The sequence below is a fragment of the Leptothoe sp. PORK10 BA2 genome (genome assembly GCF_034932105.1).
Taxonomy (GTDB): Bacteria; Cyanobacteriota; Cyanobacteriia; order Phormidesmidales; family Phormidesmidaceae; genus Leptothoe.
In genome coordinates this window covers 19787-43501 of the sequence record NZ_JAYGIG010000011.1, presented here as the reverse complement: position 1 = coordinate 43501, position 23715 = coordinate 19787, and the positions used below count along the sequence as shown (strand labels likewise).

26 protein-coding genes and 1 riboswitch are annotated in these 23715 nt (G+C 50.9%); of the genes, 17 read left to right on the top strand and 9 right to left on the bottom strand.

Annotated features, from left to right (window positions below):
* Window positions 1-66 precede the first annotated feature (66 nt).
* Window positions 67-615 (bottom strand): adenylate kinase family protein, encoded by a 549-nt coding sequence (locus VB741_RS05095; RefSeq protein ID WP_323364064.1) that lies wholly within the window; start codon window positions 613-615, stop codon window positions 67-69.
* 179 nt (window positions 616-794) lie between these two features.
* On the opposite strand from VB741_RS05095, the gene rpmI reads away from it, so the two are divergent.
* The 4 genes from rpmI (at window position 795) to VB741_RS05075 (ending at window position 2797) form a co-directional block, all read left to right on the top strand.
* A complete protein-coding gene (gene rpmI, locus VB741_RS05090) occupies window positions 795-992 on the top strand; it encodes a 50S ribosomal protein L35 (protein ID WP_323364063.1) in 198 nt (65 codons plus the stop codon).
* 70 nt (window positions 993-1062) lie between these two features.
* Window positions 1063-1416 (top strand): 50S ribosomal protein L20, encoded by a 354-nt coding sequence (gene rplT / locus VB741_RS05085; protein WP_323364062.1) that lies wholly within the window; start codon window positions 1063-1065, stop codon window positions 1414-1416.
* Between the two features lie 60 nt (window positions 1417-1476).
* A complete protein-coding gene (locus tag VB741_RS05080; protein WP_323364061.1) occupies window positions 1477-2190 on the top strand; it encodes a transporter substrate-binding domain-containing protein in 714 nt (237 codons plus the stop codon).
* 58 nt (window positions 2191-2248) lie between these two features.
* Window positions 2249-2797, top strand: a complete 549-nt coding sequence (locus tag VB741_RS05075; RefSeq protein ID WP_323364060.1) for a tetratricopeptide repeat protein — start codon at window positions 2249-2251, stop codon at window positions 2795-2797.
* 128 nt (window positions 2798-2925) lie between these two features.
* Here the strand turns inward: VB741_RS05075 and VB741_RS05070 are convergent, their stop codons facing one another.
* Window positions 2926-3813, bottom strand: a complete 888-nt coding sequence (locus tag VB741_RS05070; protein WP_323364059.1) for a 6-carboxytetrahydropterin synthase — start codon at window positions 3811-3813, stop codon at window positions 2926-2928.
* Window positions 3814-4141: 328 nt separating this feature from the next.
* Window positions 4142-4248, top strand: a riboswitch (Glutamine riboswitch).
* A 40-nt stretch (window positions 4249-4288) separates the two neighbouring features.
* On the opposite strand from VB741_RS05070, the gene pirA reads away from it, so the two are divergent.
* The 5 genes from pirA to VB741_RS05045 all read left to right on the top strand — a co-directional run bounded on the left by pirA (window position 4289) and on the right by VB741_RS05045 (window position 8129).
* Entirely contained in the window at window positions 4289-4711 is a 423-nt protein-coding gene (gene pirA, locus VB741_RS05065) for an arginine synthesis PII-interacting regulator PirA (protein ID WP_323364058.1), read from the top strand.
* A 171-nt stretch (window positions 4712-4882) separates the two neighbouring features.
* Complete coding sequence (locus VB741_RS05060) at window positions 4883-5326, top strand: tellurite resistance TerB family protein (RefSeq protein ID WP_323364057.1); 444 nt, start codon at window positions 4883-4885, stop codon at window positions 5324-5326.
* Window positions 5327-5432: 106 nt separating this feature from the next.
* A complete protein-coding gene (locus VB741_RS05055; RefSeq protein WP_323364056.1) occupies window positions 5433-6674 on the top strand; it encodes a CobW family GTP-binding protein in 1242 nt (413 codons plus the stop codon).
* The gene (gene dtd, locus VB741_RS05050) at window positions 6674-7123 is read left to right on the top strand and encodes a D-aminoacyl-tRNA deacylase (protein WP_323364055.1); all 450 of its coding nucleotides are present in this window, start codon (window positions 6674-6676) and stop codon (window positions 7121-7123) included. Before VB741_RS05055 ends, dtd begins: the two co-directional genes overlap by 1 nt.
* Before the next feature lie 253 nt (window positions 7124-7376).
* The gene (locus VB741_RS05045; RefSeq protein ID WP_323364054.1) at window positions 7377-8129 is read left to right on the top strand and encodes an HAD family hydrolase; all 753 of its coding nucleotides are present in this window, start codon (window positions 7377-7379) and stop codon (window positions 8127-8129) included.
* A 78-nt stretch (window positions 8130-8207) separates the two neighbouring features.
* On the opposite strand, the gene mreD is transcribed toward VB741_RS05045, so the two are convergent.
* From mreD to VB741_RS05030, 3 genes are read right to left on the bottom strand one after another with little or no spacing between them, the layout of a single operon-like run.
* On the bottom strand, window positions 8208-8762 hold the full coding sequence (gene mreD / locus VB741_RS05040; protein WP_323364053.1) for a rod shape-determining protein MreD: 555 nt from the start codon (window positions 8760-8762) through the stop codon (window positions 8208-8210).
* A gap of 27 nt (window positions 8763-8789) precedes the next feature.
* Window positions 8790-9581 (bottom strand): rod shape-determining protein MreC, encoded by a 792-nt coding sequence (mreC, locus tag VB741_RS05035; RefSeq protein WP_323364052.1) that lies wholly within the window; start codon window positions 9579-9581, stop codon window positions 8790-8792.
* Window positions 9582-9624: 43 nt separating this feature from the next.
* Window positions 9625-10665 carry a rod shape-determining protein gene (locus VB741_RS05030; protein WP_323364051.1) on the bottom strand — a complete coding sequence of 347 codons (1041 nt, stop codon included), beginning with the start codon at window positions 10663-10665 and terminating at the stop codon, window positions 9625-9627.
* 557 nt (window positions 10666-11222) lie between these two features.
* Between VB741_RS05030 and VB741_RS05025 the strand changes: the two genes are divergently transcribed.
* Window positions 11223-11588, top strand: coding sequence for a single-stranded DNA-binding protein (locus VB741_RS05025; RefSeq protein WP_323364050.1), 366 nt, complete (start codon window positions 11223-11225; stop codon window positions 11586-11588).
* 17 nt (window positions 11589-11605) lie between these two features.
* Here the strand turns inward: VB741_RS05025 and VB741_RS05020 are convergent, their stop codons facing one another.
* Window positions 11606-11959, bottom strand: a complete 354-nt coding sequence (locus VB741_RS05020; protein WP_323364049.1) for a hypothetical protein — start codon at window positions 11957-11959, stop codon at window positions 11606-11608.
* A gap of 383 nt (window positions 11960-12342) precedes the next feature.
* Window positions 12343-12873 carry a DUF2062 domain-containing protein gene (locus tag VB741_RS05015; protein ID WP_323364048.1) on the bottom strand — a complete coding sequence of 177 codons (531 nt, stop codon included), beginning with the start codon at window positions 12871-12873 and terminating at the stop codon, window positions 12343-12345.
* A gap of 206 nt (window positions 12874-13079) precedes the next feature.
* Between VB741_RS05015 and mnmE the strand changes: the two genes are divergently transcribed.
* Together mnmE and VB741_RS05005 are read left to right on the top strand one after the other, a co-directional pair.
* Window positions 13080-14459, top strand: coding sequence for a tRNA uridine-5-carboxymethylaminomethyl(34) synthesis GTPase MnmE (gene mnmE / locus VB741_RS05010; RefSeq protein WP_323364047.1), 1380 nt, complete (start codon window positions 13080-13082; stop codon window positions 14457-14459).
* Window positions 14460-14474: 15 nt separating this feature from the next.
* A complete protein-coding gene (locus VB741_RS05005; protein ID WP_323364046.1) occupies window positions 14475-14918 on the top strand; it encodes a VOC family protein in 444 nt (147 codons plus the stop codon).
* Here VB741_RS05005 and VB741_RS05000 read toward each other — a convergent pair.
* Window positions 14902-17187 (bottom strand): RelA/SpoT family protein, encoded by a 2286-nt coding sequence (locus tag VB741_RS05000; protein WP_323364045.1) that lies wholly within the window; start codon window positions 17185-17187, stop codon window positions 14902-14904. The two genes, VB741_RS05005 and VB741_RS05000, sit on opposite strands and share 17 nt — an antisense overlap.
* A gap of 490 nt (window positions 17188-17677) precedes the next feature.
* On the opposite strand from VB741_RS05000, the gene patD reads away from it, so the two are divergent.
* The 3 genes from patD to VB741_RS04985 all read left to right on the top strand — a co-directional run bounded on the left by patD (window position 17678) and on the right by VB741_RS04985 (window position 20557).
* Entirely contained in the window at window positions 17678-18043 is a 366-nt protein-coding gene (patD, locus tag VB741_RS04995) for a heterocyst frequency control protein PatD (protein WP_323364044.1), read from the top strand.
* A 202-nt stretch (window positions 18044-18245) separates the two neighbouring features.
* Complete coding sequence (locus tag VB741_RS04990) at window positions 18246-18785, top strand: hypothetical protein (RefSeq protein ID WP_323364043.1); 540 nt, start codon at window positions 18246-18248, stop codon at window positions 18783-18785.
* A 140-nt stretch (window positions 18786-18925) separates the two neighbouring features.
* Window positions 18926-20557: an ABC transporter ATP-binding protein gene (locus tag VB741_RS04985; RefSeq protein ID WP_323364042.1), complete on the top strand. Its 1632-nt coding sequence runs from the start codon at window positions 18926-18928 to the stop codon at window positions 20555-20557.
* 115 nt (window positions 20558-20672) lie between these two features.
* On the opposite strand, the gene petE is transcribed toward VB741_RS04985, so the two are convergent.
* Entirely contained in the window at window positions 20673-21077 is a 405-nt protein-coding gene (gene petE, locus VB741_RS04980) for a plastocyanin (RefSeq protein ID WP_323364041.1), read from the bottom strand.
* 437 nt (window positions 21078-21514) lie between these two features.
* Here petE and petJ point away from each other — a divergent pair, with 437 nt between their 5' ends.
* The gene (gene petJ / locus VB741_RS04975; protein WP_323364040.1) at window positions 21515-21844 is read left to right on the top strand and encodes a cytochrome c6 PetJ; all 330 of its coding nucleotides are present in this window, start codon (window positions 21515-21517) and stop codon (window positions 21842-21844) included.
* A gap of 340 nt (window positions 21845-22184) precedes the next feature.
* Window positions 22185-23675, top strand: a complete 1491-nt coding sequence (locus tag VB741_RS04970; RefSeq protein ID WP_323364039.1) for an alpha-amylase — start codon at window positions 22185-22187, stop codon at window positions 23673-23675.
* The last annotated feature ends 40 nt before the right edge of the window (window positions 23676-23715 follow it).

Below are 23715 nucleotides of genomic sequence, written 5' to 3'. Positions count from 1 at the left end.
CAATTCAGGGCCATTGTGCCAGAGGTTGGGGCCGCACAATGGTAAAGAATCACTAGGGCAGCCCAACTAGCTAATCCCTGCCAAAATGTCCCGCTTCACATCATCCGGGGATTGGTTGCCATCCACCCGCAACAGTCGTTGACGATAGTCATAGTATTCCAACATGGGTAGGGTGATGGCGGCCAAGGTTTCAATGCGACGACGCAGTGCTTCAGGGTTATCATCAATCGCTCCCCTATTTTCAGAGCGTTCGATCAGACAGTGGGCCGGTAGCTCTAGCCAAATGACATAATTCACCTGCAGGGTGAGGGTATCTAGGAAAAAATCCAGTTCTTCGGCTTGGAAGGCGGTGCGAGGATAGCCATCCAAAATCCAACCCTGGGCGACATCAGGTTGCTGTAAACGGACTTTAATCAAATCGATCATCACGTTATCCGACACCAGTTCACCCCGCACCAAGGTTTCCGACACTTGCTGCCCTAGCGTTGAGTCAGCGGCAATTTCTGCCCTTAGCGCGTCTCCCGTGGAAATCCATGGGATGCCAAAATGATCGCTGAGTTTTTTTGCTTGGGTGCCCTTGCCCGAACCTGGGCCACCTAAAACCACTAACTGCATGGGTGATTTCCTGTTGCTCGACATGGGTTGAGTCTAATGTAACCGGCTAGCGCCCGATGGCCATTTCAGATCATTCTTGGCTGGGCTATTGAAGCAAGCACTATGAACGTAGTAAACTGGTAAGCCGTGAAAAACCGTTGTAAGACCGGTTAAACATTTAAACGTAAAACCGTAAAACCATGCCCAAGCTTAAGACCCGTCGGGCAGCTGCCAAGCGTTTCCGCCGCAGCGGAAGTGGCAAAATTATGCGTCGTAAGGCGTTTAAGAACCATTTGCTACAGCATAAGTCAGCTGGCCGTAAAAATCGTCTATCCCAGAAAGCCGTTGTGGTAGATGCTGATATTCCCAACATCGAAGGGATGATGCCTTATTTGTAAGATGACTGCCTGCAATCACCTTACAGATAATTTCAATTCAATTGTTTTTCTAGCTAAATAACCACCTAGTATGGCACGTGTAAAACGCGGCAATGTAGCTCGCAAGCGCCGCAAGAAAATCCTCAAGCTTGCAAAGGGATATCGGGGCTCCCACTCTAAACTTTTCCGTACGGCTAACCAGCAGGTAATGAAAGCCTTGCGGTATGCCTATCGTGACCGCCGAAATCGGAAGCGGGATTTCCGCCGACTGTGGATTACTCGCATCAATGCGGCAGCTCGTCTTAACGGCACTACCTACAGCCGCTTGATTGGCGACCTAAAAACGGCGAATATTGAAATTAATCGCAAGATGCTGGCCCAAATGGCCGTGTTGGATCCGGGCACCTTTACCAAGGTGGTCGAGTTAGCTGGTAAAAAAGGCTAGTACCGCCATATGTGGCGATGTTTGCTGGCTATAGGTTTACAGTTGGGGGCACAGGTTACTGTGCCCCCAACTGTTAATGCGGCAGAATTAGTTGAGATTGAATCCCGTGGTCGGCTGATTGTGGCGGTTAAGGATAACTGGTATCCCCTGGGCTATCGGGATGTCAACGGTGAGCTGAGTGGGTTTGAAATTGATATTGCCCGTCGATTGGCCTTGGATCTACTTGGGGATGAAACCGCTGTGGAGTTTCGCCCGGTGAGCAATGGAGAGCGGCTCAATGGGGTGGTCAATGGGGATGTGGATATTGCGATCGCATCCATCACCGTCACCGCCCAACGTCAGCGCATTACCAGCTTTAGCCTGCCCTACTATTTAGACGGCACCGGGTTTATCACCACATCCCCCCAGGTAGCTGATCTTGACGATCTACACCGAATTGCCGTGCTCCAAGATTCCAGCACCCTGGCCCATGTCCGCCAGCAACTGCCCAACGCCAGTCTAGTCATGGTTTCCTCCTATGAAGAGGCCATTACGGAACTGGACCGGGATCAGGTAGATGCCTTTGCGGGAGATGTGTCATTACTAACGGGCTGGCAGCAGCAAAATAGCCGCTACCGACTACTGGATCAGGTGATTTCTGTAGAACCGGTTGCGATCGCAATTCCCAAAGGAACTCAGCATAGCGAGTTACGCCAAGCCATTAATCATTCCCTGCGCCAATGGGATGAAGAAGGTTGGTTACAAGATCGGGCTGCCCACTGGGGGTTACGGTAGCTACCATGGGAGAATATTCCAGACCACCACTGTACGCAATAACCGATTAAGCGAGTTCATGGAAAATAGCACCCTGTTTTTGACGTACCTTGGCATCTTGCTAACGCTGCTAGGACTGTCAGCCTTTTTCATCATTCGCCAAGTCTTCAAGACTCGACGAGTTGAGACGACCTTGGGCCGTCTGCAAAATAAACTCACCAAAGAAAAAGGCACCGCCCAAGAATATTACGAACTCGGCAGCTTACTGCTAGATAAAAAGCTCTTTTCCCAATCCGCCCTCTACATGCAGCAGGCCCTAAAAGCCCTCACGGAAGAAGAAGAACAAGAAAACGCACCACTCATTTTCAACGCCCTAGGATACTCCTACTTTGCCCAAGGCCAGTTTGACTTAGCCATTCGCCAATACAAAGCTGCCCTCAAAATCACACCGGGCTATGTGACCGCCCTGAATAATCTGGGCCATAGCTACGAAAAGAAGCAACTCACCGTGCAAGCCTTAGAAAGTTACGAACAGGCCCTTAAAGTGGAACCTAATAACATGACAGCTAAGCGACGGGCCCAGTCCCTACGTAAGCGCGTGGCGATCCCCATGAATGTACAGCAGTAAACTGCCTGTGGCGATCCCGTAGGCATAACTTCCTTGGGATGACGTAATGACGCTCGATGGGACGATGGGTTTGCTGATTGGTCAGCATCAAAACTAGTGTTTTTTTACTAGTAGAAATTTTTCCGAGCCTATACAGCAGTTAGCTCAGGGGTTTCCTTAGCAAAAGAGACTCTGGGAGCAGACGTTTCCTCACAATAGACTTCAGCCGAGTTGTTGGGGCTCTCGATCAGCTTTACCTTATGTAGACTGGCTCCAATTTGCTTAATCGGTTCCCGTAGCAAGTCACAAATACGCACCGCAATATTCTCAGCGGTGGGTACCACCTCAGCAAAGTAAGGAATATCCTTATTCAAAAACGTGTGGTCGAAGGGTTTCACCACGTGGGTGTTAACGGCATTTTGGAACTCTACTAGGTCGGCAATCATGCCCGTACGGGGGTTCATTTCACCCTTGATGGTCACTTCTAGATGATAGTTATGGCCATGACCGTTAACCCGCGCACAAAGACCATAGATTTCGCGGTTTTGCTCCAGCGTCAGTGAGGGCAGAGCCAATCGATGGGCGGCACTGAAATGGGTAGAGATAGATAAATAAGCTTCCATGGCGTTTCCTTGATAATCGGCCCAGAGGGTGGAGGTTTCAAACAGCTGGACATTGGTAATGGGTAAGTGGGGGGCCAGTCGCTGCCAAATTACCCGGGCAATATTCTCGGTGGTGGTCAATCCTGCCTCAGGTCGCTCAATCTGGAACTCAGGCCACACATCGTTCAAATACGAAAAGTCCAACTGACTGGTCACTTCACGCTGAATAATTTTTTTTACATCCGACAGGTTGAGCACCATGCCGTACTCGTCAAGCTCACCTGCCATGGAGATAAACAACTCATAGTTGTGCCCATGCCCCGGAGCACGGGTACACAGACCAAACTTGGCCTGATTTTCATCGTCACTTAACTCAGGCAACCAGTAACGATGGCTGGCGGAAAACTGAGCCCGACGGTTGATGGTGCATTTCATAGAAATACCAAAAACAGCAAGTCAAATATTAATTTTTGCGAATATGTTTTCCTTCAGCATAGACCATCCGTCAGGCCCGATGGCTGGGAAAATCCCCTGGTTAACCTGGGGGGAGAAACCTCCAAAGCAATTAAACAAAAAAACATAACCTCCTTTTAAGTCATGAACAGCCGCAACGAAAGTCATGAAGTTTTGACACATTTTTATCCGTTGAAATGAACAAAATCCAGAAAATCCCTGATAAATCGACTGTTCAGAGTTTCTGATGTGAAATATCAGGAGTTGCTAACTTCAGCGCAAAACGGTAAAAATAGATACAGAACACATCCTCGTTCATCTCCATAACTTTGCCCTTTGCTGGGGCGGTGAGACGGAAGTAGAGCAACGTTTACATCTTTACTTATAGAGTATTTACGCAGCTCGAAGGAACGCACTAATTCCTATTAGTAGTGCTCATTCAGGAGGAGACACACCGATGAAACTTACCTACCGTGGTGTCAAATACGACCACAATCCGCCGATGTTAGAGGTTTCTGAAAGCGACATTCTGTGCAAGTACCGTGGCCGTAGCCATCGCTATAGCTATGTGCGTCATGTGCCCTTTCCCCAGCCTCAATCTGTGCTAGTTTATCGCGGCGCAGCCTACCAAACTGACCGCCATGGACAGCGTCAGTCAGTTGAACAGACTCCTTTTAAGTCGGTATTTTCAGCTTTCCAGCGTAAATTGGCAGAACTCACTCCCTTGATGGATGAGCGTCGACAGCTGCTCCATGAGGCTGCTCGCAGCCATAGTGAGAGTATCCAACGCTCTTTGGAGCATCGCATTGCGGTGGCCCGTGAACAAGGCAACACCCATTTGTTGCAGCAGCTAGAAGATGAAATGCGTCAGATGGCTTAGAGGTTAATGGTTCCGTCCCTAATGGGGGCTAGGGTAAACCCCATATGAGCCCCCCAAACAAAAAGGAGAAGCTGGATCAGCTTCTCCTTTTTGTTTGGGGCCATGATGTTTCACAATAAGTCTGGAAGTCTGGACCGGTATCCGGCATCCAATCTTATTTCTTAGGGTGTTATGGGGCTATTTGATCAGGTTTTTGACCCATTGCCAGAGTCGCAATCCCTTACGCCAGCAGAAGCGTTGGCGGCTATTTGTTTGGTTGCGATCGCAGCCGACGGCTACCTCTCCGACCAAGAAGGTCTGGAAATGGATATGCTCCTAAGCCGGATGCGACTTTTCAAAAGCTACTCCAACGAAATGATCAACCGGATGAAAGATAGCCTGCTACAGCAATTGCAGCAGCATGGTCCCAGTCGATTAGTGGAGTCGGCCAATACAGCCCTACCGATTGAACTCAAACCCACAGCCTTTGCCCTCGCCACCGATTTAGTCCTAGCTGACGGCAACGTTACCCCCCAGGAGCAAGCGTTTCTTGACGATCTTTACCGCATTCTAGACATTCCCAGCGATCGCGCCCTGACCATTGTGGAAGTAATGACCGTTAAGAACCGAGGATAAAAAGCCGAAATCTTTACTTCAGTAAAGGCTAAACCGCAAGTTCTAACTAAATACGAGATAATAGGAGCTACCACTGACTGACTATCTAACCCTCCAAAAATCCCCTATGACTGCGGCAATATCAGCGCCCCAAAAACGGATGGATGACTCCAAACACGGATTGCCCGTAACCATCATTACCGGCTTTTTGGGTAGCGGCAAAACCACCCTACTCAACCACATCTTGACCAACCAAGAGGGTCTGAAAACGGCCGTTTTGGTCAACGAGTTCGGGGAAATCGGCATTGACAGCGACTTACTCATCACCACCGGTGACGACACCATGGTGGAACTGAGCAATGGCTGCATTTGCTGCACCATCAATAACGATCTGCTCGAGGCCGTCTATAAAGTCCTAGAGCGCAAGGACAAGATTGACTATCTAGTGGTAGAAACCACCGGACTGGCCGATCCCCTGCCCGTCGCCCTCACATTCCTAGGCACCGAACTGCGGGATCTCACCCGCCTAGATTCCATTGTCACCTTGGTGGATTCAGAGAACTACAGCGTTGATTTGTTCAATAGCCAAGCCGCTCACAACCAAATTGCCTACGGCGATATTATTCTGCTCAACAAGACAGATTTAGTTGATGAGGGAGATTTAGACCGGCTAGAACTAAAGGTTCGTGACATCAAAGAAGGGGCTCGCATTTTGCGCACAACCCAGGCTCAGGTGCCTCTGCCCCTGATTTTGAGCGTGGGTCTGTTTGAGTCCGACCAGTACTTTGACACCTCCAAACCAGAAACCCACGACCACCACGACCACCACGACCACCACGACCACCACGACCACGCTAATTGTGACCATGACCATGGCCATGGCGAACACGACGGCCACGATCATGCCCCCACCGCCAACCCACAAGCAGTAAGCCAGCATACAAAGCATGATCACACCGATTGTGATCATGACCACGGTCACTGTGAGCATGACGACCACGATCATGAAGGCCACAGCCATGAACATGGCCACTCCCACCTAGACGTCGACGGTTTTACCTCAATTTCCTTTGCGCGGGATCAGCCCCTAGCGATTCGCAAGTTTCAACAGTTCTTAGATAACAAGCTGCCTGAAAATGTCTTTCGCGCTAAAGGCATCCTGTGGTTCGACGAAAGCGAAAAACGCCATATCTTTCACCTCAGTGGTAAACGATTTTCCCTAGAAGACGAAGAATGGAACGGACGGCCCCAGAAAACCCAACTAGTGCTAATTGGGCAGAATCTCGATCATGATTTTCTGAAAACTGAAATCGAGAAATGCTTTTGCCTAGAATCCAAACCAAATCGCGGCAATGGTTTTGGTCGCTAGTGCGCGTCGTCATTCAACGGGTCACAGCATCCCAAGTCGTTGTAGACGGCGCAGTGGTGGGTCGCATTGGTCGAGGACTCACCCTACTGGTGGGGTTTGCCGCCACTGATACGGAAACAGAACTCCACTGGATGGCACAAAAGTGCCTAGGATTAAGGCTTTTCCCTACGGCTGACACAGGTCAGTTTGAGCTTTCAGTGCAAGATACTCAGGGAGCCCTACTGGTGATTAGTCAGTTTACGCTCTATGGTGATTGTCGCAAAGGACGACGGCCATCATTTGCCCAGGCAGCCCCACCTGCCCAGGCCATTAAGTTATATGAACAGTTTGTGGCTAAGCTGCAACAAAGTGGATTACAGATAGAAACAGGGCGATTTGGAGCCACCATGCAAGTCTCGATTGAAAATGATGGCCCTGTCACAATAGTGTTAGATCGAGATGCCGGATAGTCTAAGCTTGGAATTCAGCTCTACCCAGGCTAAAGAGGGATTCAGATATTCTCTAGTCACAAGAATGACGCCACAAGATATCTGAAGACTGTGACACTTTATTTTCTTTTTATGCCACTGGGCAGGTTCCTGCTTCCCTTGATAAAGTAAAGAAACATTAAGTAGTTTGACAATTCTTCATCTATCCATCATTCATAGAGACGATCCTGGAATGCGCCTTCCCAAATCCTTTATGCCACACATTATTAACCAGATGACCTCGTTACCCATGCCTTCTAAACAGGTATTATTCTGTGATTTTGATGGCCCGATTGTGGACGTTTCGGAGCGTTACTATCGCACCTACAAGCTAGGTCTTTCAACCCTACAAGCGAGTTATCAACAACATCACGCAGCAACTTTGCCATTGCAAGTTCTTTCAAAAAATCAGTTTTGGTGGATGAAGCGCAATCGGGTAGCAGATACCGATATTGCCATGCGTTCTGGGGTGCCCGCAGACTTAATCGACACGCTACTGCAGCAGGTTCAGCGCATTGTCAACCATCCCCATCTGCTACAGTGGGATACCCTACAGCCCGGCGCTGACACCGCAATCCATCAGCTTAAACGCATGGGCATACGGTTAGTATTGGTTACCCTACGACACCCACGCCAGGTACAAGCTTTTCTGCAGGCCAATGATCTCAGCCAATATATTGACGAAATCTTTGGCGCGTCGGATATTAATGCAGCCCATCTCAACCAAGCTGAGCAAAAGGTAGCCCTCTTAGAGCGTGCCCTTGCCGCGCAGAAATCCCAAGGCTATCAAACATCGCCCACCTGTATGATCGGCGATACTGAAGCCGATATCATTGCAGGACAGCGGGCAGAAATGATCACCGTAGCCCTCACCAACGGCATTCGTAGCTACGATTACTTAAAACGATATCAACCAACCACTATTGCACCGACTCTGTTACAGGCGGTCCAAAGCCGAAACATGACCCAAGTTCTACAGGCAGCGTAAAGCTCTCCTCAGAACAACTCGACTTAAATCTCATCGAGTAAAGTATTAGCAGTATTAGTAGTGGCAATACCCAGCCGACTAACCTTTCCACCAACGATGAAGGGGGTAGTATAGGGCCGGTGTCCACAAGCTACTTAAGATCGCCGAGCTTAGTGCCACCCGCTGATGAGTGCGCCAAATTTGCCAGAGATTCAGGTAAGGCGAGTTGGGCCAAAGCAAATGACGAACGCTCATTTGTAGGGCGATGACTGTGGCCCCTACCACGGCCATGCCAAAGACAATGAAGGCCACCAGCACGACATTTTCCTGGATGATACGCTGACGCTGTAGACGTGCTGTCAGCATACCTACCGCCATTAGACTCAGGGCATGGGTGGGGAAAGGCCCGGTAAGGCCATCCTGCATCAGACCTAGGGCAATACCGGCAATGGCCCCATCGACAATGGGGTGGTGAATACTCCAGATCACAACCCAGATCAGCAACCAGTTGGGGGCCACCCCCAACAGCTCAATCCCAGGAAACCTCATGGGGGATAGGAGCAGACAGACTAAAACTGAGCCAACGATAATAGCAATGTTAAGACAGTTTTTTTGAAAGTCGGAAAGCGTAGTCTTCCCTTTAGATGAGTTCATATCTGAGGGATTAGCAAGGGATTAGAGCTACGGCGTTGAGGCATCGTCTATGATTTCTGCGGGAGGTGCGTTAACGTCGGTTTTGGCCTCAAACGGATGGAGCGTTACCCACTCCAGAATATTCAGGGGGGACGACAGTTGAATAACCGCTTCAGGAGCCGGACTCTTTTTCAAATCCATACTTTCGATCCGTCCGACCGGGACTCCCTGGGGAAATAATCGACTGTAGGAAGACGTGACAATCACATCCCCCGGCTTCACGTCTGGAGTGGTCTCAAAAAACTGCATCACAACCCGACCGTCAACGTTGCCACGTACAATTCCTAGGGCACGGCTACGGCTAACTTTGACCCCCATTTGACTCGTCGGATCAGTCACTAACAAAATTTGACTGGTGTTGGGAGAAACACTAACAACTCGCCCCACCAATCCGCCAGGGCCAGTGGCTGTATCCCCCTCGGTGACGCCCGCCAAACTGCCTTTATTGACCGTAATTTCCTGCCACCAACTATCGGCACTACGTCCTATGACGGCAGCAATGGTTACCTTGCCTTGGCTCTCGGCATAGCTAATGTTGTCTCGCAGGCTTTGGTTTTGGTTTTCTAACTCAATGACCCGCTGCTGTAGCTCCAGGATATAAGCGTTTTCCAAGCGTTCCGCTTGAGTCAAGCCTGGCTGCAGCGGAGAGGTTAGCACCTGATAGATTTCATAGATGACTGCTCCCTGGCTCTGACGCATGGCCCAGGCTAGAGCAATTACAAGGGTAGCTACACCTGCCCTTGTCGCGTATCTATCCCACCATCGTCTAAGTGCAAACATCTTTATAATTTGCAGAAATAGTCGTCAATCGTCTAGAGAATCCCTATAGGTCACGGGAACGGGCACTAAATACGCGCTCCATCTGACTAAAGTTCTCAAGCACACGGCCAGTACCCAACACTACGCAACTGAGAGGATCAGCCGCAACGTGGACCACGATGCCGGTCTCATGGCTAATCAGAGTATCTAAGCCTTTGAGCAAAGCTCCTCCTCCTGCGAGCATAATGCCCCGATCAATAATATCAGCTGCCAACTCAGGTGGTGTCCGTTCCAACGTCCGCTTAACAGCTTCAACAATAACCGACAGAGGTTCTGCCATACTTTCGCGGATTTCAGCACTTTTTACAGTCACCGTTCGAGGCAGACCGGACAGTAAGTGTAATCCGCGGACATCTAAAACGATTTCGCCATCATTGGGACTGGGATAGGCAGAGCCGATATTAATCTTAATTTCTTCGGCAGTGCGCTCACCAATGACCAAGTTGTGAACTTTTTTCATGTATTGCGAAATCGAATCGCTCAGCTCATCACCCGCCACTCGGACCGACTCACTGAGCACGGTGCCCTGCAAGCTGAGAACGGCAACTTCAGTGGTGCCGCCACCAATATCGATAATCATATTGCCCGTCGGCTCAGCCACTGGCAGCCCGGCGCCAATAGCCGCCGCCACTGGCTCATCGATCAGATAAACCATGCGAGCACCAGCCTGTAAGGCTGCATCCATCACAGCCCGACGCTCCACTCCGGTCACACCACTGGGAATGCCAATAACAATGCGGGGCATACCCAGGGCCCGCCCTTCGTGGACTCGCCTAATGAAGTGCTTGAGCATCAGTTCAGCGGTGTCAAAATCAGCAATCACACCGTCTCTCAGGGGCCGCAGGGCCGTGATATTGCCGGGGGTACGTCCGAGCATGCGCTTGGCTTCTTCTCCGACGGCTAGAGGCTTGCCGTCCTTATCCCTGGCCACAACGGAGGGCTCCTGTAGGACAACGCCTTTACCCGAAACATAGACCAGGGTATTGGCAGTACCTAGGTCTATGCCCATGTCACGGGAGAAGGAAAAGCGATCGAGTAAACTCACTGTTAGACGTGCCCCCAAACGAGCTATTAAAAAACAAATGGACGACTAATTAAGTCGGAATGGATTCTATTACGTTTTATATCTACAAGTCTAGTCCGTAATTACGGCCAAAAGTCGGTGGAGTGATTAACATAGACCCGCTTAGAACATTTGGATAGGTTTATGAGTATAGACTACCAATCTACTGAACTCTGGTATTTCATCCTAGTAAAATTAGCTTTGACAAGTGGTGAGTCCAGATTAGGCTGTGTGCAACCTGCGTTACTTACCATACTCCAAGGTTACACGGTCTGAGATTCTAATTTGCCGGTAAAGACTGTTCGACCAGAGTAAAGGAAGGCTAGCTTATAGAGATGAGAATGACTTATTAAGGATCATTCTAGGCAGCGGCGTCTGTCTTGCATATTAAATTGGTTGAAATATGGCTTTGCGTCCATAGTTCAAAACATACCTACTAAAAGCTATGTAATAGCTTCCAGTAGGTATGGGGGCACAACCGGATGAAAGCCTTCAGCCGGTTGCTATAGTTAGTTGATCCAGTGGCGGGCAAAAGAGCGATGAGTTTAAATGTTGTAAATCTTGTAGGTCGGGCAGGACGAGATCCTGAAGTCCGTTATTTTGAGTCGGGCAATGTGCTGTGCAAGTTCACCATTGCAGTAAATAAACGGACTCGCAATAGTGATCAGCCTGATTGGTTTAATTTAGAGCTGTGGGGGCGGAATGCTGAAGTCGCCGCTAACTATGTCCGCAAAGGGAGTCTAGTGGGGGTAGTGGGCTCTCTGAAACTTGATAGCTGGCAAGATCGGGCCACAGGCGCACAACGTTCTAGCCCTGTGATTCGGGTGGAGCGTCTCGACCTGTTGGGTTCTAAACGGGATAATGCAGCTCCCATGGATGGAAACTACGAAGACGAACAATTTTAATATCTGACTAGGTGTGGCTAGCTTGCTAAACGATTACCCACGTCACCGTCTTTATCGGTGGCATCGCCATCGACTTGAATACTAACCTGAACACCACACCAAGCAGCACCAGGAATCACCTCAATTTTTCCTCGACTGGGAAAGGTTAGTTCTTCTACAGCTGTAACACCGTTCGTGTAAAGGTACTCCCGCAAGAGCTGATAGGCATCATCAACACTTTTCACGGTGTAGTTAGCCGCATAAAGATAAGGTTTGAGACGATTTTTATTGCGGGGCGCAGTTTCTCGAAAAGTTAGACGAGTAGCCTTGTTGGAGCTACGTTGGCAGCTAATGCGGTACTTGATGGTGTGGCAAGCTGTGTTGGGGAACATTTCACTAGGGAAAAACGAAATTCGGGAAACGCTGTAAGGATTGACTGGCTAGCTAGATGAACGAGAAATTAATGGTTGCACAAGTCTTTTACTGACAGTAAGGGCTAGTACTAATAAACGAACCCTAATCTATATCGCCTAAGGTTGTCAAAAGGAAGACTGAATTCACAGTTACATGCGATCACTTTTTGCAACTAAAATTTGCAACTAAAGACAGTATGCCTAGTAACGGGTAGCGGCCCATAAACTAAATCACGGTCCAGGTGAAACCTGTCGTATTTTCGCCATTCTGGGCATGGCAAAGGCTGCTGGAGGTTTTTGAGTTAATTTCCTTATATTAGCGGGTTTTTACTCAAGCTAACACTAGAGGAAGATCGGCAGAACTACCCATTAATACGGTTCGACTTGACATGATATGCCCAACGGAGGCAGCCGTAGTAACTAATGATGGATAGGATCAGGCCCACAACGGTACTACCGACCATTAATGCCAGGGTAATGTCAAAGCCAATGCTCATCCATTCCTGGGGAGAACGATTGCTGAGACTGGTGGTTGCAGATTGACCTAAAATCCTGCGACCCACTTGATAGTTAAAGGCATAAATCGGCGCGTAGGTCAGGGGGTTACTAATCCAAGTGCCAGCGGCGGCAATGATTTTATTGCCTCGGATAGTGGCTGCGATCGCAACTGCTATCAACATTTGCAGGCCAAATAGGGGATAGCTACCGGCAAACACTCCGGCGGCTAGTCCCCTGGCAATGACTTTAGGATGACTCCGTAGGCGAATGAAGCGTATATGGATATACCTGAACAGACGCCGAAATTTAGACCGTTTATGCCGGGCGAGACCGGGCAAGGGTCGGAGACTGCGAGCACCGGGTTGATTGTCGTTAAAAGAACCTTTTGGAGTCACTACAGCTGGATTCCTTGGATAATAGGGGGCACAGTAGGGACGACGTCCCAGGTATTATGCATGGGCCAATCCTACCGGTCATGACCTACTAGGATTAATTATGACAAAAGAGGCGATGTTAGTGCTTCCTCATGTCCCTGAGGTCCAGGTGGCATAGGGTAGGGTGCCAGGTTGGTGCAAATGATTAGTAACTCAGGAGAGCACGGGTGACCAGGACAGGGAAAACGGTGGTACAGGGAGAAACCATTGCCGCGATCGCCACCGCCATTGTGCCGCAACAGGGCAGTGTCGGCATTGTGCGCCTGTCGGGAGCCACCGCCGTTACCATTGCCCAGCAGCTTTTCCAGAGTCCAGGGCCGTGGGAAAGCCATCGCATTCTCTACGGTTACATCACCCATCCCGACCATCAGCAAACCGTGGATGAGGCCCTGCTGCTACTCATGCGGTCCCCCCGATCCTACACCCGCGAAGATGTGGTGGAATTTCACTGCCACGGCGGCATCATGGCGGTGCAGCAGGTCTTGCAACTATGCATTGCCCAGGGGGCACGGCTGGCGACACCAGGGGAGTTCACCCTGCGGGCTTTTCTCAATGGACGTTTAGATCTGACCCAGGCCGAAGGCATCGCTGATTTAGTCGGGGCCCAGTCACCCCAGGCAGCCCAAGCCGCCTTAGCGGGGATTCGGGGCAAATTGACAGAGGTCATTCGCCAATGTCGCAGCCGTTGTTTAGATGTGCTGGCGGAGGTGGAGGCCCGAATTGATTTTGCTGACGATCTGCCGCCGTTGGATGAAGACCATGTGCGTCATCAATTGGAGAGCATCCTGGCGGACTTGGACCATACGTTAGCCACGGCCCCCCAAGGGGAACTGCTGCGGGCCGGTCTGAAAGTGGCGATTATTGGCCAGCCGAATGTGGGAAAATCTAGTTTGCTCAATGCCTGGAGCCGTTGCGATCGCGCCATTGTCACCGCCCTCCCAGGCACCACCCGCGATGTGGTGGAATCCCATCTGGTGGTCGGCGGTATTCCCGTCCAGGTCCTAGATACGGCAGGCATTCGAGACGCCACGGATCAGGTGGAAAAAATGGGCATTGAACGCTCCCAAACCGCCGCCCAAAATGCTGATGTAGTCCTCCTAACCATCGATGGCACCCTGGGCTGGACCGCCGCCGAAGAAACCCTATACGGCACCATTAAACACAAGCCCCATATCTTGGTGCTCAATAAAATTGATATCGCCCCGCCCATCAATTTGCCCGTCACCAACGTGCCCATTGTCCAAACCGCCGCCGCCCAGGGCACCGGCATCGAGGACTTGGAACAGGCCATCCTAGGGATTGTGCAAGCGGGCCATGCCATAGCCGCCAATACAGACCTGGCCATCAATCAGCGCCAGGCCGCCGCCCTCATTCGGACTCAGACTGCTCTCCAACAGGTGCAAACAACCATGGCAGATGGCTTGCCCTTAGATTTTTGGACCATTGATCTGCGCGATGCCATTCGGGCCTTGGGGGAAGTGACCGGGGAAGAGATGACCGAATCCATGCTGGATGAGATCTTTAGTCGGTTTTGTATTGGGAAATAGGGTGGAGTAATAGCCATGGATCATAGCCAGGAGAAAGGGGGGAGGAATCAGGAAACAGGGGAGAGCCCCCTGACCCTCCAAACCCTGTATGTCACCCTAGCCAGTGAGGATTTACCAGAGTTGGTGGCCTTTTATCAGGGTCTGCTGGGTTACTCTCCCCACAGCCATTTGCCAGAACGCTATGCCGAGTTCTGGCTACCGGGTCTGAAGTTAGCGTTGTTTAAACCGAGTGCTGACCATCGGCAGGAATTTTCCAACCCCGCTGGCAGTATGAGCTTGTGTTTGGAAGTGGCAAATTTACAGGTTGCGATCGCCACCCTCACAGACCTGGGCTACCCACCACCGGGCAGCATTACCCATGCCAGCCACGGCCAAGAAATCTACGCCTACGATCCCAGAGGCAATCGCCTTATCCTGCACCAATCGAATGCATCTAATCCACCTAATCCATCTGACTGATGCGCTTAAGCTTGAGCAAATCAGTCATCTTACGTAGCTTTTTGACGGTTCGATCAAAATGGGCATGATCTTTCACATCAATTCCCAAGTCGATCTCAGCAATCTGATCCGGAAATGTCGTCACCGTCGCCCGATGCACATTAATTTTTAGATCCGACAGATGACTCAAAATATCCTTCAGGACGCCCACCCGGTCAATCACCTCAAGTTTGAGCATCACGGGATAGGTTTGAGGACGCCCGGTACTCGTCTCAGCCGTATTCCAACGGACGGGGATTAATCGATCCCCAGGCACAGAGGCCACATTAGGGCACCCCTGGCGATGAATCGCGATCCCCCGCGCCCCCAGGGACACCACCCCCAGAATAGATTCCCCAGGCAGCGGGTTACAGCAGCCCGCAATGTGATGCAATAGCCCCTCCACACCAATGATAGAGCTGCCGGAATCGTTATTTACCGCCGCATCCCCACCCCACTTAGTCCGCACATTGATTTGTTCAACTAGGGTCTCAGAGTCGATCTCTTCTATCGGTTGCAGTTCCTTAGTGGCTTCCTGCAGTCGATTAACCACAGAATTCAGCGTAATTTCGCCGTATCCCAAAGCCGCCAGCATATCTTCCACACAGGGATAATTACTCCGTTGGGCCGCTTCTTGCGCTGGGGCAGATTTAAGCAGAGCATCCAAACCGTCTCTACCCATTACCTTTTCCAACATGGCATGGCCACGGGCCATGTTCTCGTCATGGTGACACTGCTTATACCAATGGCGAATACGACCGCGAGCACCGGCAGAGACGGCAAAATTTAGCCAGTCCAAACTGGGATGACTATTTTTGTTAGTCATAATCTCCACAATGTCGCCGTTCTTCAGTCGAGTATCCAGAGTCACGATGCGATCATTGACCTTTGCCCCACAACAGTGATTTCCCACTTCAGTGTGAATGCGATAGGCAAAGTCTACGGGGGTAGCCCCTTGGCTGAGGGCAAATACATCCCCCCTGGGACTAAAAACATAGACTTCCTCATCAAAGAGATTGTCCTTAACGTCACTTAGATACTCCTGGGCATCTTTGAGTTCGTTTTGCCATTCCAGCAGCTGACGGAGCCAAGTAAATTTTTCATCTTCGGCATTAACCTTAGTATTGCTATTGCCGGTTTCCTTATATTTCCAATGGGCAGCGATCCCGTACTCGGCCACATGATGCATCTCCATCGTCCGAATCTGCACCTCAATGGGACGCCCCTGGGCACCGATCACCGCCGTGTGGAGGGATTGATAGCGGTTAGCCTTGGGGAGACCAATATAGTCCTTAAATCGTCCAGGGATCGGCTTAAAGCTGTCGTGAACCACTGCCAGCGCTCGGTAACATTCCACCTTTGTGCCGACAATAATGCGTACGGCTGCGATGTCATAGATCTGCTGGAAGTCCTTCTGCTGCCGTTGCATTTTGCGATAGATGCTGTAGAGATGTTTTGGACGGCTACTGATGTCAACACAGTTGATCCCTTCATCCTCTAGGTTCGTTTTTAATAGGTCAGCCACCTGCTGCAGACGGGATTCTCTATCCGTGCGTTTCTCAGAGATCAGACTTTTAATCTCGTTATAAGCTGCATCTTCCAGGTACTTAAAGCAAAGATCTTCCAGCTCCCATTTGATCCGACCGATCCCCAGGCGGTTGGCCAATGGAGCAAAGATTTCGATTGTTTCACGGGCCTTTTGTCGCTGTTTTTCCGGCGGCATATGCTGCAGGGTGCGCATATTGTGGAGACGATCCGCTAGTTTAACCACAATGACGCGAATATCCTGGGCCATGGCCAAGAACATGCGGCGAAAGTTCTCTGCTTGGCGTTCCGTCTTGCTATTGAACTGAAACTTTGAAAGTTTGGTCACCCCCTCCACCATCTGGCGAACTTCAGTGCCAAAGTGAGCTTCAATTTCATCCGCCGTAACATCCGTATCCTCTACCACGTCATGCAAAAAGCCCGCAGCAATCATGGCGCTGTCTCCCCCTAGACCACGCAAGATGTTAGCCACAGCCACTGGGTGGGCAATGTACGGTTCCCCAGAAGCGCGCATTTGCCCTTTGTGCAACTGATAGGCAAACTCAAACGCTCGACACACTAACTGATTGTTGTCTTTAGGGAGTTCAATCGGGGCCGTACCCTTTTCGCATTCTGCCTTGGGCAGCTGACTGTGTTCCAGGATGCAAGACCTGAGCCAGGTAGGCAAGGTACAGTCGTGGGGAATAGCAGGGGCGGCTGAGATCATGGTGAATAGAGGGAAAGGATAAAAACTGAGAAGATGCGCATGGGCTCTGGGGCAAATACAAAATCTAGATAGGTACAACTAACTATCCAGACAGGCTTGCCATGAGCTGTCTGAGTCTTATCGTCTTGAAATGAAAAATTATGCCTGTGGCTAGGTAGATAAACTCTTCAAGCTTTATCTTGCCCAGGACAGTTGCCCCGTTATTTCCAGGACAGACAGGTTAAGCGTATAAATTCTTACAATTATAACCTGACACTGAATGGGCCAATAGCTAGCAAGAAACCATTGGGCTTAATAATTTAAAGGAGTGATCTGATGGGGTGATCTGAATCTTTTGAGCCAGTTACCCAGGCCATGATGGATCTCGTGACCTATCAGGGATTGGCCTGATTGCCAATCAGTCAGCTACTCATATTAAAAGTTTAAAAGTTATAGATATCAAGGCTTTAGTTGAGGCGGTTTTATTAAATTCTCACATTATTATTAAATCATGACATTTACCCATGCCCACCAGACCCTCGTCCATTATGCAGAACGGTTAACTCAGCTACAGCGGGTGATGGGGCAAGAAACCATGGCCCAGCAGGCCCATAGCCTACAGACCTTTTTTCGTCAGGAGCTATGGCCCTTGGTGACCCAGCTGGATCTACCGCAGCAGCGGTCCCAATGGCTTTCAGCGATCACTGAGATGCAACGTCATATGCGACTTTTGGCCGTGGAAATCAGCTTTGTTCAAGCAGCCCGTCAGGGTCAAACCCGTCAGCAACGTCTAGGGCAAATTGAGCATCGATTAGGGCAATTGCAGGGCTTTACCCAAGTTATGATGTCCCTCTTGGCGAATAATGTACAGACCTAGGCGTGCTGATCTGGACAGCACCAAGAGTGATGTCAAAGAATGACTTTAATGCTTGAGTTTTTGGGCCCGAAAAACTAAAGTCTGGAGGTGGAAACGATTTAGACGGCTTAGGTCGACTACCTTTGATGCTTTGATTGCCAACCATTGTTTGTGTACTTTACTCACGAGGGCGATGCTCTGTCCGAAACATCCACAGGAACCTTTGCTGACAGAACAGCTAGCAGCAGGGCTCATCTCCCACAGCTGTTCCATCTGTCATGGGTCTTGGGTAGCGGCTGACGATTATCAAGCCTGGCAATCGACCCAGGCAGATCCGTCCATGGGGATCAGAAATTTAACGGTGCCGATTAACCACAGCGCTGATTATCAGCCCTCTCGCTACGACAATCGGGCTGGACTCTGTCCCCACTGTGGGTTTTACCTGGTGCGGGAGCGGATCAACCTACAGAAAACAGCTTTTTTTATTGAACGCTGCCCGGGCTGCAGGGGAACTTGGTACGACGAGGGGGAATGGGCCGTACTGGATGAGCTGGGTCTGAGTGCCTATGTGCCGGTTCTGTTTACCGATGAGTGGCACAACTATGTGCGCAGTGCGGAGGCCGAGTTCCGTGAACGGGCAGCCACGGCGGACAAGCTGGGGCCTGAGATTGCAGAGAAACTGTTTGAGCTGGCAAAACTGCTGGAGAAACATCCCAATGGCGACTTTGGGGTGGCCTATTTGATGCGCCGGTTTGAGCAGTAGGGGGCGGGTCAGCACAGCTCATATCTGTTTGATCGTGGTCAACCCATCGCGGTCTCAGCCCGTCGCAGGCTTGAGTCGACAGGAAATCAACGAGAAATCCGTTTAGAAATAGTTTAGACATTGTCCTCCATTCACATTCCATGGCTCCCCCTCTCCTAGAACTTGATAACTTTTGTGTGGCCTATCCACGCCAGACCACTTGGGCTGTTGATCATGTTTCCCTATCGTTACAGCCAGGGGAAATGCTGGGGTTGGTGGGGGAGTCGGGATGTGGCAAGTCGACCTTGGGCCGGGCGGCCCTCAGATTATTGCCGGGAGGCAGTCGCACGGAGGGAAAGTCCCTATTTGAGGGACGAGATGTGTTTGGCATGGTAGCCCAGGACATTCGTCGGTTTCGGGGGGAAGCGGTGTCGTTGGTGTTTCAAGATCCCATGACGCGACTCAATCCGTTGATGACCATTGGCGATCACTGTGTGGAAACCCTGCGGGCCCATCGGTCTGATCTATCTAAGCAAGGGGCGAAGGAAATTGCGATCGCAACCCTAGCCTCCGTCAGCATTCCCGCCACCCGCTGGGAGCAATATCCCCACGAATTTAGCGGCGGCATGCGGCAGCGGGTGGCCATTGCCCTGGCCCTCCTGCTCAACCCCAAACTGATTGTGGCGGATGAACCCACCACTAGCCTGGATGTGACCATCTCGGCTCAAATTTTAGACTTGCTGACCCAGCTGTGCCGGGAGCGGGGCATGGCCCTGATTTTGATTTCCCATGACCTAGCCCTGGTGGGGGAATATTGCGATCGCATCGCCGTCATGTACCAGGGCAAACTGGTGGAGCTAGGACCCACCGAGCAGGTGCTGTATCACCCCCAGGCCGACTACACCCAATCCCTTTTAAAAGCGGCTCACCAGCTCCAAAACTACGAAGCTGAGGACGTGGTGGGGGTCGTCAACCTAGATACCCCTCTGCTGCGGGTGCAGGATCTGGTCAAGCACTACACCATCGAGCAAAATCTGCTTGCCAAGCTGTTTAACCGGACACCGCCGGACACCATCCGGGCAGTGGATGGCATCTCGGTGGATTTGCATCCCGGCGAAATATTGGGGTTAGTGGGGGAGTCTGGCTGTGGCAAAAGCACGTTTTCCCGAACGCTGATGCAGATTATTCCGCCCACCTCTGGCCGGGTAGAATTCATGGGACAAAACCTGGTGGGCATGGCACGGTCTCAGCTCCAGGCCCAGCGCCGCAACTTTCAAATGATTTTCCAGGACCCCCACGCCTGCCTCAATCCGATGATGACCGTGGGGCGGGGGATTGCTGATCCGTTAATTATCCATGGTCTGGCCACGGCCTCGGAGGCGAAACAGCAGGTCCAGTCCATGTTACAGCGGGTGGGGCTAACGCCCACCGAGGACTACTACCATCGCTATCCCAGCGATTTATCCGGCGGGCAGCAGCAGCGGGTGGCCATTGCACGGGCGTTGATTACTAAACCTAAATTGGTAATCTGTGATGAGCCGGTCAGCATGCTGGATGCGAGCGTTCAGGCCCAGGTCCTAGAACTGATGCTAGAGCTGAAGGAGGAGCTGGATCTGACCTATTTATTTATTACCCACGATCTGTGGGTGGCTCGGTATCTTTGCGATCGCATCGCCGTCATGAACGAGGGCAAAATTGTGGAACTAGAACCCACAGAAAAGCTATTTAAACACCCCCAACACCCCTATACCCAAACCCTGCTAGCCGCAGCCCCCCTATTAGCCAAAACCTAAATCTGCCCACAAAAAAGACCGGCCTGGGCCGGTCTTTTTATTAAATCCACGAATTAAGCTCATGGATTAAACCTATCTAGCCCCATGCGTCATGGGCTATAGGCCGTAGATTGAATTACTCAACGACAATTTTGCCAACCATACCAGCACCACGGTGAGGAGCACAGAAGTAGCTGTACTCACCGGGTTCAGAGAATGTGGAGGAGTAGGACTCACCGGGGGAAAAGGTTAGCTGCACTTGGGATAGGGCATCAGCAACATCTTTGCCACCAGGCACTGCAGCTGCATCAAAAATAACGTTGTGGGGGGCCATTTTGTTATTAACCCAAGTGACCGTATCGCCAGCCTTGATGGTGATATTTGCCGGCTCAAACGCCAACAGACCGGCATCGGATCCCATTTTGACTGTGTGATCAGTAGCGTAGGCAGGAGCGGCATTGAAGACAGTGCCTGCAAAAACCAGAGCAGCTGTCACTAACAACGCACCCATGGCTCGCAAAGCTCGGTTGAAAAAGGTCATGGTGATTTTCTCAAGGTTGAATTTAGAGATAGTTAAGCATTTTTAACTACCCGTGCTTCATTATTTTATGATGCCTGCTGTCTCAGTAGACAAATAAACAAAAAATAAAGCATTACTCAGCACCAACCGCGATATCAGACGAATCGTCTACGGGGGCATGAACATCTAATCCGCCCCATGTCTGGTCGGGGAAAAGTAAAATCAATGCCCTGAAAAATAGAGGTTCTAGAAATCTCACCCAGGGTTCTATGACCCCAGGTCAGCGGGAGCAATTTGCCTGGGAATTCATTGCCTCAAGCTTCACAATTGTTTATGTTTGACCGAATGTCATTTGACTGGGGCAAAAAAAACCGAGGACGATAGGCCTGGTTTAACCTAGAAGCTTTTAGCTGCCATGGGTTGACCTCAAACGATGACTTTTTTGAGAGGAGTACCCGATGAAATCTATTTTGGCTATGGTCTTGGCATTCGTAGCAACTGCCCTATGCATGGCCTCCCCAGCCCTGGCGGCGGATGCTGATGCTGGTGCACAGGTATTTGCCTCTACCTGTGCAGCTTGCCACATTGGCGGTGGGAATGTGGTGAATTCCGCCAAGACCCTCAAGCAGGCTGACCTATCTGCGAATGGGAAAGATACCGCTGCAGCCATTGTCACCCAAGTGACAAATGGCAATGGTGCCATGCCTGCGTTTGGGAATCGGCTAACGGCTGAGCAAATTGATAACGTTGCGGCCTACGTCCTGGCAAAAGCCGACCAGGGCTGGTAAACACCCATCCCGGTCTGAGGCCTGTTTGGATTGCCTGGGGATTTTACCTAGATTATTCTCAACTTTTAAAATAGAAAGACCTGTTTTTAGGGGTGTCTCCCCCCTGGGAACAGGTCTTTCTATTAGGTAACGTAGTTCTGCAGCCTTGAAAAGGCCTCAGCAATCCAACGGATAATTATGCATGGCTAGGTAAAAAATAATACTTGGTTGCAGGGTAACGGATCGGAGATAATACGTAACCGAGAATAAATATTTTTGGAGACATTTGAATGCTTGCTTCGACTGTTCATAGGAATCATTTGCCTGCGATCGCAGGCAGCGAAACCCAAGGGTTACTCAGGTGAGGCCCAGTCCCCTGGCAACCTTAGCCAGACAATTGGCACCTGCGGTCTGTGCCCTCGGTCTTGGGGGATGTCAAGTCGCCGCCCAGCTTTCTCCAACCGCTGGGGCTCGACAAATGCCTAACACCCATACTGTTATCGTGCAGCTATTTGAATGGCGCTGGTCAGATGTTGCCCAGGAATGTGAGACCTGGTTAGGCCCCCATGGCTATGGTGCTGTACAAATTTCTCCACCCCATAAACATCGCATCATTGCCGAGGACACCAACCCTTTCCCCTGGTATCAGCGCTATCAGCCTGTTAGCTATGAACTATCGAGTCGCAGTGGCAGTCAGGTCGAACTGACAGACATGATCAGTCGCTGTAATCGCTCAGGGGTCAAGGTCTATGCCGATGTGGTGATTAACCAACTAGCCAACACCGGGGCCGCCCAGGGCATTGCCAGCCGCAGCCAAGTCAATGCTACCGACGTTGCCTATGACCATGGGGCTACCCCATGGCAACAACCGGGATTGGATACGGGCAGCGAGTCGGTGCAGGCTGAGATTGCCACGGCGATAAATCAACTCCTAGACCTGGGTGTGGCAGGGTTCCACATTGAAGCGGCCCAACATACTCCGCCCCAAGATCTGGCCAAAATTGTCCGTCAGCTCCAGCCCCTTAATCCCCAATTCCATGCCAACGGTGGTCGCCCTTTTGTCTATCAGGCAGTCGCTGATACCGGATCTGACTCCGTCAAAACCAGTGACTATTTGGGGAATGGCGCAGTCACCGAATTTGATTACGGTCGCAACCTCGGTGAACAGGTCCGCCATGGACAGCTCAAAAACCTCATGCTGTTTGGCGAAGCCTGGAACCTGATGCCGAGCCATCAGGCCGTGGTGTTTACCGATAACCACGTCACCCAGCGGGGGCGCGATCGCAACATAGTTACTTTCGATACCCCAGCAGATGATGGCGCCAGCTACACATTAGCCAACGTATTTATGCTGGCATGGCCCTACGGTATTCCCAAAGTAATGTCCAGTTACAACTGGCCCAGGGAAGTGGGCAACTGGGTAGGTCCCCCCGCCACAGCTGATGGCCAAACCCTACCCGTCAGCTGTGGTCATGACTGGGTCTGTGAGCATCGCTGGCCGAACATTGCCCACATGGTAGAGTTTCGCAACGTCACCCAGAGTGCGCCGACCATTGACCACTGGTGGGATAACGGCAATAACCAAATTGCCTTTGCCCGAGGAACGCGTGGCTTTGTGGTGATTAACAACGAAACAACCCCCCTCACCGAAACCTTAATGACGGGGCTGCCCCCTGGACTCTACTGCAATGTTTTATCAGCGGAAACAGCCACAGCTCCCGTCAGGCCTGCCACCGACGACGGCCTCACCCACGACTGCCATAGCTCAATTGTGGTGGACGAAAATGGTAGCGCTAAGTTTGCAGTCCCTCCCCGCCAGGCCGCAGCTATCCATATTGGCCAAACCCTTTAAAATTGGCACGGCTTTTGGCTGCCTCTTGCCCTAATCGTGT